We start from the raw sequence: 11,283 nt of genomic DNA, 5'->3' as shown, positions 1-11,283 counted from the left end.
CGTGAAGTCCGGCGCCACTGCAGCCGGACGAGAAGGCAACACTGGGACCGGCACCGCCCTGCTGGTGCTGGAGGACGGCACCGTCTACACGGGCAGCGGCTACGGAGCCGCCGGCCAGACCCTGGGTGAGGCCGTCTTCGCCACCGGGATGACCGGCTACCAGGAGACGCTCACCGACCCCAGCTACGCTCGCCAGATCGTAGTCCAGACCGCCCCGCATATCGGCAACACCGGGATCAATGATGAGGATCCCGAGTCCCGCCGGATCTGGGTGGCCGGCTATGTGGTCCGCGACGCCTCCCGGCGCCCCTCCAACTGGCGCAGTGCGCGCAGCCTGGAGGAGGAGCTCACCGCCCAGGGCATCATCGGCATCAAAGACATCGACACCCGGGCGGTCACCCGGCACCTGCGCGATAAAGGTGCCATGAAGGCCGGCATCTTCTCCGGGGAGGCCCTGTACGACGACGCCGGGGCACCACGGTCCCACACCGAGCTGGTCAACGCTGTGCTCACCCAGCCCGATATGCTCGGCGCCCGGCTGGCCGAGGAGGTCACCACAGAGCAGGCCTATGTCATCGAGCCCGCCGAGCACGGTTGGCGGGATAAGCCGCTGGGCACTGTGGCCGCCATCGACCTAGGCATCAAGACCATGACCCCGGTGCGGATGGCCGAACGTGGCCTGCGGGTCCATGTGCTGCCGGCCACCACCAGCTTCGCCGAGATCCAGGCGCTGGACCCGGATGGGGTCTTCCTCTCCAACGGGCCAGGAGATCCGGCCACCGCCAGCGCCCAGATCGGGCTGCTGCGCGAGGTCCTGGACTCAGGCACCCCGTTCTTCGGCATCTGCTTCGGCAACCAGATCCTGGGCCGCGCCCTGGGCTTTGGCACCTATAAGCTGCCCTTCGGCCACCGCGGCATCAATCAGCCGGTGATGGACCATGCCACCGGAAAGGTGGAGATCACCAGCCAGAATCACGGCTTCGCAGTGGACGCCCCGGTGGGTGAGACCGTCACCGCTCCGGAATCCCGCTACGGCCGGGTCCAGGTCAGCCACAGCTCATTGAACGACCATGTGGTGGAGGGCCTGCGCTGCCTGGACATCCCGGCATTCAGTGTCCAGTACCATCCGGAGGCCGCGGCCGGCCCGCATGACTCCGCCTACCTCTTCGACCGGTTCACCGAGCTCATCGCCGCCCATCAGGCCGGCCGCAGCGCCACCGGAGCCGAGACCCTCCCCCCCGAACGACAGGAGACCATCCGCCCATGCCTAAGCGCGCCGACCTCAACTCCGTACTGGTCATCGGCTCAGGGCCGATCGTGATCGGCCAGGCCGCCGAGTTCGACTACTCCGGCACCCAGGCCCTGCGCGTGCTTAAGGAGGAGGGCATCCGGGTGATTCTGGTCAACTCCAACCCGGCCACCATCATGACCGACCCGGAGTTCGCCGACGCCACCTATGTGGAGCCGATCAGCCCCGAGGTGGTGGCCAAGATCATCGCCAAGGAGCGCCCGGACGCCCTGCTGCCCACCCTGGGTGGACAGACCGCGCTGAACACCGCCATCGCCCTGGACAAGGACGGCACCCTCGAGAAGTACGGTGTGGAGCTGATCGGGGCAAATATCGCTGCGATCGAGCTGGGCGAGGACCGAGAGAAGTTCAAGGGCGTGGTGGAGCGCTCAGGCGCTGAGTCCGCCAAGTCTGCGATCGTGCACTCCATGGCAGAGGCCCTGGAGGCCGTCAAGGAGCTCGGCTACCCGGTGGTGGTCCGGCCCAGCTTCACTATGGGTGGGCTCGGCTCCGGGATGGCCTACAACGAGGCTGACCTGCACCGCATCGCCGGGGCCGGCCTGCAGTACTCGCCCACCACCGAGGTGCTCCTGGAGGAGTCCATCCTCGGCTGGAAGGAGTACGAGCTGGAGATGATGCGCGATGCCAATGACAACGTCGTCGTCGTCTGCTCCATCGAGAACCTGGACCCAGTCGGTGTGCACACCGGGGATTCGATCACCGTGGCCCCGGCGATGACGCTCACCGATCGGGAGTATCAGCGGCTGCGTGATATCTCGATCAACGTGATCCGCGAGGTGGGTGTGGACACCGGCGGCTGCAATATCCAGTTCGCTGTGGAGCCGGGTACCGGGCGGGTGGTGGTCATCGAGATGAACCCCCGGGTCTCCCGTTCCTCCGCCCTGGCCTCGAAGGCCACTGGTTTTGCGATCGCCAAGATCGCCACCAAGCTGGCGGTGGGCTACACCCTGGATGAGATCCCCAACGACATCACCCAGAAGACCCCGGCGAGCTTTGAGCCCACCCTGGACTACGTGGTGGTGAAGGTCCCGCGCTTCGCCTTCGAGAAGTTCCCGGCGGCTGATCCCACACTGACCACCACCATGAAGTCGGTGGGCGAGGCGATGGCGATCGGACGCAGCTTCACCGAGGCCCTGCAGAAGGCGCTGCGCTCCCTGGAGCAGCGCGGCAGTGAGTTCTCCTTCGCGCCGCAGACCGCTCCGGTGGAGGAGCTGCTTCAGGGCATGGCCACCGCCACCACGGAGCGGCTCTACCAGGTGCAGCAGGCCCTGCTGGCCGGGGCCGATCTGGAAGAGGTGCACCGGATCACCGCTATCGACCCCTGGTTTCTGGACCAGATCCAGCTGATCAACGAGACGGCTGGGGCCATCGGCTCGGCAGAGTCCCTGGATGAGGCGACCCTGCGCACCGCCAAGCGGCACGGTTTCTCCGATGTCCAGATCGGCCAGCTGCGCAATATGGACCCGGCTGTGGTGCGCGGGGTGCGGCATGCCCTGGGAGTCCGCCCGGTGTTCAAGACAGTGGACACCTGCGCTGCCGAGTTCCCCGCCTTCACTCCCTACCACTATTCCAGCTACGACCTGGAGGATGAGATCGAGCAGCATGAGAAGCCCTCGGTGATCATCCTGGGCTCCGGGCCCAACCGGATCGGACAGGGCATTGAGTTCGACTACTCCTGCGTGCACGCCACCATGGCGCTTCGCGAAGCCGGCTATGAGACAGTGATGGTCAACTGCAATCCGGAGACGGTCTCCACCGACTATGACGTCTCCACCCGGCTCTACTTCGAGCCGCTGACCCTTGAGGACGTCCTGGAGGTCATCGCCGCCGAACAGCGCACCGGGGGAGTGGCCGGAGTGTTCGTGCAGTTGGGCGGGCAGACCCCGCTCAAGCTGGCCCAACAGCTGGCCGATGCCGGGGTGCCGATCATGGGCACCTCCCCCGAGGCCATCGACCTGGCCGAGCACCGGGGTGCCTTTGACCAGGTGCTGCAGGCCGGCGGGCTGATCGCACCCAAGAACGGCACCGCAGTCAGCTTCGACGACGCCAAGGCAGTGGCAGACGCCATCGGCTATCCGGTGCTGGTCCGCCCCAGCTACGTGCTGGGCGGGCGCGGTATGGAGATCGTCTATGACGAACCGGGGCTGGAGCGCTATATCGCCAATGCCACCGAGGTCACCCCGGAGCATCCGGTGCTGGTGGACCGGTTCCTGGAGGACGCGATCGAAGTGGACGTCGACGCCCTCTACGACGGCACCGACCTCTACCTCGGTGGGATCATGGAACATATCGAGGAGGCCGGGATCCACTCCGGCGACTCCGCCTGTGTGCTGCCGCCGATCACCCTGGGCCCCGATGTGCTGCAGCGGGTCCGGGAGGCTACGGCTGTCATCGCCGCAGGAGTCGGTGTGCGCGGGCTGATCAACATCCAGTTCGCCGTAGCCTCGGATGTGCTCTACGTGATCGAGGCCAATCCCCGGGCCTCACGCACCGTGCCGTTCGTCTCCAAGGCCACCGGAGTACAGCTGGCCAAGGCTGCGGCACTGATCGGTACCGGGATCAGCATCGCGCAGTTGCGCGCCGGCTCCGGGCACAGCGCCGCAGGGCTGCTGCCGGGCACCGGCGACGGCTCCCTGCTGCCCCCCGCAGCACCCGTGGCGGTGAAAGAAGCCGTACTGCCCTTCGCCCGGTTCCGCACCCCCGAGGGCCGGGTGGTGGACTCCCTGCTGGGCCCTGAGATGCGCTCCACCGGCGAGGTGATGGGCATCGACACCCACTTCGACACCGCTTTCGCCAAATCCCAGCTGGCCGCCAACAACCCGCTTCCCACCTCGGGCAAGGCGTTCGTCTCAGTGGCCAACCGAGATAAGCGCGGAGTCATCATGCCGGTGAAGCGGCTCGCCGATCTGGGCTTCAGCATCATCTCCACCGGCGGCACCGCCGATGTGCTGCGCCGCAACGGGATCAGCTGCGAGGTGGTGGACAAGATTGCCGATACCCCCGAGGCCCAGGGCACCGTGCTGCCCCTGGTGGAGGCCGGGGAGATTGCCCTGATCATCAACACTCCCAGCGGAGGCGATGCCCGCAGCGACGGCTACGAGATCCGTGCCGCAGCAACCAGCCTCGGGGTTCCGGTGATCACCACCATCGCTGAGTTCGGAGCCGCGATCCAGGCCATCGAGGCCCAGCGTACCCACAGCTGGTCAGTGGCCTCCCTGCAGGAACATGCCGCTGCTCTTCACGCCGCAGGCCTGGCCGTGGCGGCAGCCGTATGAGCAGCGCCGGGCCCCGCCCGCCGTTCGGCGCACGGCTGGCCCGGGCCATGGACCGCTATGGCCAGCTCTGTGTGGGCATCGACCCCCACCCGGGGATGCTCAAGGACTGGGGTCTGAGCGATGACGGGGCCGGACTCCAGGAGTTCGGTGCCCGGATCATCGAGGCCTCGGCAGACCGGGTCGGTGTGGTCAAACCCCAGGTGGCGTTCTTCGAGCGCTACGGGATCGCCGGAATGGAAGCACTGGCCCAGATCATCCGCACCGCCCAGCAGGCCGGGCTGCTGGTCCTGGCCGACGCAAAACGTGGGGACATCGGCTCCACGATGGCCGCCTATGCCGAGGCCTGGCTGAACCCGGAGCGTGACTTCGGAGCCGATGCGCTGACAGTGAGCCCCTATCTCGGCTACGGCTCGCTGGACCCCGCAGCGGCAGCCGCCCAGCAGTACGGGGCCGGACTGTTCGTGCTGGCCCTGACCTCCAACCCCGAGGGACAGCAGCTGCAGCTGGCCCAGGGACACTCCGATGGGGAGCAGAGCACTGTGGCCGGCAGCATTGTCACCCAGGCGGCGTCGTCGAACGCTGTGTACCAGGACCAGCCGCTGGGCAGCATCGGACTGGTGGTGGGGGCCACCACCGCGCATCTGGCCGGTGAGCACGGCATCGACCTCACTACCGGTTCCCCACCCCTGCTGGCTCCGGGATACGGCGCTCAGGGTGCCACCGCACAGCAGCTGCGAAGCGGCTTTGGTCCGGCCTGGCCCCAGGTGCTGGTCAGCTCTTCCCGAGGTATTCTCCGCGCCGGCCCCCGCCAGGCAGATCTAATCTCTGCAATCGAGTCATCCCGCTCTGACCTGCAATGACACCGTCTACTCACCCTGCATGAGTGTCACGTCCTATTGTCCCATTCAGGAATTGCCGCTACATTCTGGCACATAGGAAAAGTCCGGCTGGGCGCAACGCAAGTGAAGGAGATAGCTGTGGCACTGCGAGATCTGACCCAGGAAGAGCGGGACACCGCACGGAAGAAGGCGCTGGCGGCACGCTCCGAGCGCGCCGAGGTCAAACGAGGATTCGGTGCCGGAACCCTCAGCTTCGAATCGGTGCTCCAGCGCGCAGACTCCTCCGAGGCAGTGGCCAGACTCAAGACCATCGAGCTGCTTGAGGCGCTGCCCGGAGTGGGCAAGGTCACCGCCACCCGGATTCTGGAGGATCTGGGCGTCTCGGTCAACCGCCGGCTCGGCGGACTCGGCGTCAAGCAGCGCCGGGCACTGACCGAGTATCTGGCAGAATTGGCTTGATGCCGAACACTGATTCCACGCCGCGGGTGACCGTGCTCGCCGGCCCCACCTCGGTGGGCAAATCCACACTGAGCAGATACATCCGCAGCACCTTCCCCCAGGTGCACTTCTCCGTCTCCGCCACCACCCGCCCGGCGCGCCCCGGCGAGGTCCACGGCGAGGACTACCTCTTTCTGGGTGAGGAGCAGTTCGACCAGCTGCTGGAGCGCGACGCTTTCCTGGAGTGGGCGGTGGTGCATAAGAAGCACCGCTACGGCACCCTGCGCAGCACAGTCGAGGACGCCCTGGCCGAGGGCAAGAACGTGCTGCTGGAAATTGACCTCCAGGGCGCACGCCAGGTCCGGGCGAAGCTGCCCGAGGCCCAGTTCGTGTTTCTGGCCCCGCCCACCTTCGAGGATCTGGTGCACCGGCTGATCGGCCGCGGCACCGAATCTGAGGAGGAGCAGCAGCGCCGGCTGGAAACCGCTAGAATAGAGCTTGCGGCAGAACCGGAGTTCGACGTCACCATCATCAATGACGATGTCGACCGGGCCGCCAGAGAGCTTATCGCCCGCATGGGCATAGAACTGACCACCAACGCATAAGGAACTTTGTGACTGAGCAGCTTGAAGGCATCATTGACCCGCCCATCGACCAACTGGTGAGCAAGGCGGAGTCCAAGTACGCCCTGGTCCTCTTCGCCGCCAAGCGGGCCCGCCAGATCAACAACTACTACGCCCAGCTCCACGAGGGCCTCTTCGAGCACATCGGCCCCCTGGTGGATACCAAGCTCAACGAGAAGCCACTCTCCATCGCCCTGCGCGAGATCAACCAGGACCTGCTGGTCAAGAAGCCCGCCGCCGAGGCAGCAGCGTAACCAGGCGCAGAACGTGCGCATCGTCCTAGGAGTCTCGGCCGGCATCGCCGCCTATAAGGCGGTGATCCTGGCCCGGCTCCTCACAGAGGACGGCCGCCAGCTGGAGGTCATCCCCACTCCGGCCGCACTGGAGTTCGTGGGCCGGGCCACCTGGGAGGCGATTACCGGCCGTCCGGTCACCACCAGCGTGTTCGAGGGTGTTGACGAGGTCCGGCACGTCCGGCTGGGGCAGCAGGCCGATCTGATCGTGGTAGCTCCGGCCACTGCCGACCTTCTGGCACGGACCCGGGCCGGGACGGCCGGTGACCTGCTGAGCTCCACGCTGCTGGCCTCCGAGGCGCCCAAGCTGCTGGTGCCCGCCATGCACACCGAGATGTGGCGCAACCCGGCCACCGTCGAGAACGTCGAGGTGCTGCGCGGCCGCGGCATAGAGGTGATGGAGCCTGCCTCCGGGCGGCTCACCGGCACCGACTCCGGCCCCGGCCGGCTGCCCGAACCCGAGCAGATCAAAGCCCGGATCGACCAGCTGCTGGCACCCAGCGGTCCGTTGACCGGGCGCCGCGTGGTGGTCACCGCCGGCGGCACCCGTGAACCCCTGGACCCGGTGCGCTACCTAGGCAACCGATCCTCCGGCAAACAGGGATTCGCCCTGGCCGAACAGGCGGCCACCGCAGGTGCCGCAGTCCACCTCATCGCCGGGATCACCGAGAGTCAGCCGCCCGCAGGGCATCCCAATATCACCGTGGAGCGCATTGAGACCGCCGCCGAGCTGCAGCAGGCTGTCCACCGGCGGGCCGCGGACGCCGATGTGCTCATCATGGCTGCGGCAGTGGCTGACTTCCGGCCCGCCGAATACGCCGCGGCCAAGATCAAGAACAACAACGACGACGCCGCCCCCACCATCACTCTGAGCCGCAACCCGGATATCCTCGCCGAAACAGTCCAGCGGCGAACCGAGACCGGCACCGGCCCAGCAGTGATCATCGGCTTCGCCGCTGAGACCGGAGACGACCGCGCCGAGCCCCTGGCGCTGGCCCAGCAGAAGCTGGCCCGCAAGGGCTGCGACCTGCTGGTGCTCAACCGGGTGGGGGAGAACCTGGTCTTCGGCCGGGAAGATACCGAGATCCACATCCTTGCCTCCGAGTCCGCCCAAGCAGTCCTGGGCCAGGACGTGCCAGTGCACTTCGCCGGGGGCAAACTCCAGGCCGCCGGCGTCGTCGTAGACTGCGCGGCCACTCTGCTCAGCAGTGCCGCTGCCGGTTCGTGAACACATATGACCGCCGCAGACTGAGAGTTCGGCACCCGGGGTTAGGATGAGTCGGTGACGAATTCTGACTCGCTGCGGCTTTTCTCCTCCGAATCGGTGACCATCGGGCACCCGGACAAAATCTGCGATCAGGTCTCCGACTCCATCCTGGACGCCCTACTGGCCGTGGACCCAGACTCCCGGGTGGCCGTGGAGGCGCTGACCACCACCGGTCTGGTCCAGGTGGCCGGAGAGGTCACCACCAGCGGCTATGTGGAGATCCCCCGGATCGTGCGCCAGACCCTGGTGGGCATCGGCTACGACTCCTCGGCCAACGGGTTCGACGGCGAACGGGTCGGGGTCAACATCAGCATCGGGCAGCAGTCCCCAGAGATCTTCAAGGGCGTGTTCAAGCCGGGTGCGGAGACTGAGGACCCGCGAGACGCCCAGGGCGCCGGCGATCAAGGCATTATGTTCGGCTATGCCACCAATGAGACCCCAAGCTACATGCCCACCCCGATCGCCCTGGCCCACCGTTTGGCTGCCCGGCTGACCGAGGTGCGCCAGGAGGGCCTTCTGGAGTACCTGCGCCCGGACGGCAAGACCCAGGTCACCATCGGCTATGAAGGGGCCCGCCCGGTCAGCCTGGACACGGTGGTGGTATCCGGGCAGCACACCGCGGATATCAGCCAGCCCCAGCTGCGTGCTGATATCTCCGCGGAGGTGATCAAGCCGGTGGTGGAGACCGCGGGGCTGGAGCTGGCCGGGGTCAAGGAGATCATCAACCCCTCGGGGCCCTTTGTGATCGGCGGACCGGTGGGAGATGCCGGCCTGACCGGGCGGAAGATCATTGTGGACACCTACGGCGGCTTCGCCCGGCACGGCGGGGGCGCCTTCTCCGGTAAGGACCCCTCCAAAGTGGACCGCTCCGCGGCCTACGCGATGCGCTGGGTGGCCAAGAACGTCGTGGCAGCCGGACTCGCTGAGCGCGCCGAGATCCAGATCGCCTACGCGATCGGCCGGGCCCAGCCGGTGGGCGTCTACGTGGAGACCTTCGGCACCGAACAGGTGGACCCCGCCGCCATCCCGGCGGCGATCCGTGAGGTCTTCGACCTGCGCCCGCTGGGCATCATCGAAGATCTGGACCTCAAGCGGCCCATCTACGCCGAGACCGCAAAGAACGGGCACTTCGGCGGTGAACAGTTCCCCTGGGAGCAGCTGAACCGGGTGGACGCCCTGAAATCCTACTTCGGCGCCTGATGAGTGAGCGGGCCGCAGAGCAGCCTGCCCTGATCGGGATCGCTGAGACGCGCGCCGAGCCAAAGCTCCCGGCGTCAGCCGCGCCCCGAGACCCCATTGCCAAGGTGCTGCTGGAATCCCCGGTTCCGCATCTTGACCGGCCCTTCGACTACGCCGTCCCGGCAGACCTGGATCAGCAGATCATGGCAGGCTCCCGGGTCAAAGTCCCGTTCTCCGGCCGGGAGATGAGCGGCTGGGTGCTTCAGCGCAGTGCCGCCACGCAAGCGCATCAGCTGGCCCTGATCCGCAAAGTGGTCACCCCCCTGCCGCTGCTCTCCGCCGAGGTGCTGGACCTCTCCAGCCGGGTGGCTGAGCGATACGCCGGGGTTACAGCAGATGTGCTGCGGGCCGCGATCCCGCAGCGTGTTGCCTCAGTGGAGAAGGAGTACTCAGGGATCAGCGCCCCGGCCGACCCGGCTGCCGCTGAGCAGCCCGGCGCCCGGGAGGCAGTGCTGGCGATGAAGTCCTATGGGACCCAGGGCTGGCCGCACCTGGTGGCCGATGCGGTTCGGGAGACCCACCGCGCCGGAGCCTGCACCGTAGTGGTGCTGCCGGACCAGCGTGACGTGGATCTGCTGCTGCCTCAGCTTCAGGAGCAGCTGGGCAGCGAGGCCATCGCTGCGCTGAGCGCTGGGATGGGCCCAACCCCGCGGTACCGCTCCTATCTGCGGCTGCGATTCGGCCAGGCCCAGGTGGCAGTGGGCACCAGGTCGGCCGCATTCGCCCCGGTGAGCCGGTTGGGTCGGATTATCGTGGTGGACGACGACGACCCCAGCCACCAGGAGCCCCGGGCTCCCTATCAGCACAGCCGGGAGGTGGCTCTGCTGCGCAGCGTGGCCACCGGTGCAAGCATCCAGTTCATCTCCACCCACCGCAGCCTGGAGGTTCAGCGGCTGGTGGAGCGCGGCTGGCTGGCCGAGCGCAGCCCGGAGCGCAGGGCACGCACCGCCGCGGCTCCGCTGGTCACCGCCTCCGCCGACTCCTACCAGCAGGAGCGCGATCCGGACGCCCGCCGGGCCCGGCTGCCGCAGGTGGCCTATCGGACCGCCCGCGACGGGCTGGAGCGCGGCCCGGTGCTCATCCAGGTGGGCCGGTCCGGGTTCATCCCCGCAGTGCGCTGCCAGCAGTGCCGTGCCCGGCAGCAATGCCCACAGTGCCACGGACCCCTGGCCCTCCCCGGGCATTTCGAACAGTCGGACACCCTGCGCTGCCGCTGGTGCGGGCTGCACCACCGGGGGCACCGGTGTGCCGAATGCGGCAGCACCGCCTTCCGGGCCGGCGCGGTGGGGGCCGACCGCACCGCCCAGGAGCTGGGCCGGGCCTTCCCGAACATTCCGGTGATCTCCTCCACCGGTGAGCATCCGGTGGCTGAGGTCCGGGACCGGCCAGCGCTGGTGGTCAGCACCCCCGGGGTGGAACCGGCGGCTGAGCACGGCTACGCCGCAGCCCTGCTGCTGGACGGGGATGCCCAGCTGGCCCGCGAGGGCCTCGACGTGCCCCGGCGGGTGTTGGCCCGTTGGTTCCGGGCGGCGAGCCTGGTCCGGCCGCGTGCGGAGCAGGGGGCCGTGGTGGTCACCGCGGCCGACCCGGAACTGACCGGAGCCCTGGTCCGCTGGGACCCCGCAGGCTACGCCCGGCGGGAGCTCTACCGGCGGCTGGAGCTGAACCTGCCGCCGGCAGTGCGGATGCTCAGCATCACCGGGCAGCCCAGTGAGGCCAACGCCCTGCTGCGCGAGATCAGCCTGCCCGCCGGCCTGGACTGGGTGGGCCCGGCGCCAGCCGGTGAGAACGCCCAGCGCTGGTTGCTGTTCTTCACCTACGCCCAGGCCGCGGAGCTGATCGCAGAGGTATCCAGGGCCCGCCGCACCGGCTCGGCCCAGCACTCAGGCACCGGCCGCGCGCTGCGCATCGCCGTGGACGATGTGGCCTCATTGGAGTTCTAGTGGTGTGTCTCGTAAATAGTTAAGCGGTTGGGTTGTAGAATGAGGTATGGCTCGTTC

9 protein-coding genes are annotated in these 11,283 nt (G+C 67.7%); all 9 read left to right on the top strand.

Annotated elements, in window-relative coordinates; genetic code table 11:
- Position 1 precedes the first annotated feature (1 nt).
- The 9 genes from carA (at position 2) to GNZ21_RS12045 (ending at position 11,226) form a co-directional block, all read left to right on the top strand.
- Positions 2-1,321 (top strand): glutamine-hydrolyzing carbamoyl-phosphate synthase small subunit, encoded by a 1,320-nt coding sequence (carA, locus tag GNZ21_RS12085; RefSeq protein ID WP_188503644.1) that lies wholly within the window; start codon positions 2-4, stop codon positions 1,319-1,321.
- A complete protein-coding gene (gene carB, locus GNZ21_RS12080) occupies positions 1,264-4,584 on the top strand; it encodes a carbamoyl-phosphate synthase large subunit (protein WP_157324690.1) in 3,321 nt (1,106 codons plus the stop codon). Before carA ends, carB begins: the two co-directional genes overlap by 58 nt.
- Positions 4,581-5,444 (top strand): orotidine-5'-phosphate decarboxylase, encoded by an 864-nt coding sequence (gene pyrF, locus GNZ21_RS12075; RefSeq protein WP_157324689.1) that lies wholly within the window; start codon positions 4,581-4,583, stop codon positions 5,442-5,444. Before carB ends, pyrF begins: the two co-directional genes overlap by 4 nt.
- A 117-nt stretch (positions 5,445-5,561) precedes the next feature.
- Entirely contained in the window at positions 5,562-5,882 is a 321-nt protein-coding gene (gene mihF / locus GNZ21_RS12070) for an integration host factor, actinobacterial type (protein WP_188503643.1), read from the top strand.
- On the top strand, positions 5,882-6,466 hold the full coding sequence (gene gmk / locus GNZ21_RS12065; protein ID WP_157324687.1) for a guanylate kinase: 585 nt from the start codon (positions 5,882-5,884) through the stop codon (positions 6,464-6,466). The genes mihF and gmk overlap by 1 nt, the downstream gene beginning before the upstream one ends.
- Positions 6,467-6,474: 8 nt before the next feature.
- Positions 6,475-6,738: a DNA-directed RNA polymerase subunit omega gene (gene rpoZ, locus GNZ21_RS12060; protein ID WP_188503642.1), complete on the top strand. Its 264-nt coding sequence runs from the start codon at positions 6,475-6,477 to the stop codon at positions 6,736-6,738.
- A 13-nt stretch (positions 6,739-6,751) separates the two neighbouring features.
- Positions 6,752-8,005 carry a bifunctional phosphopantothenoylcysteine decarboxylase/phosphopantothenate--cysteine ligase CoaBC gene (gene coaBC / locus GNZ21_RS12055; RefSeq protein ID WP_188503641.1) on the top strand — a complete coding sequence of 418 codons (1,254 nt, stop codon included), beginning with the start codon at positions 6,752-6,754 and terminating at the stop codon, positions 8,003-8,005.
- A gap of 54 nt (positions 8,006-8,059) precedes the next feature.
- A complete protein-coding gene (metK, locus tag GNZ21_RS12050) occupies positions 8,060-9,244 on the top strand; it encodes a methionine adenosyltransferase (RefSeq protein ID WP_229659492.1) in 1,185 nt (394 codons plus the stop codon).
- Positions 9,244-11,226, top strand: coding sequence for a primosomal protein N' family DNA-binding protein (locus GNZ21_RS12045; protein ID WP_157324685.1), 1,983 nt, complete (start codon positions 9,244-9,246; stop codon positions 11,224-11,226). The genes metK and GNZ21_RS12045 overlap by 1 nt, the downstream gene beginning before the upstream one ends.
- Positions 11,227-11,283: the final 57 nt, after the last annotated feature.

Source organism: Nesterenkonia alkaliphila, assembly GCF_009758175.1.
Taxonomy (GTDB): Bacteria; Actinomycetota; Actinomycetes; order Actinomycetales; family Micrococcaceae; genus Nesterenkonia; species Nesterenkonia alkaliphila.
This window is presented reverse-complemented; position numbering and strand designations above follow the sequence as displayed.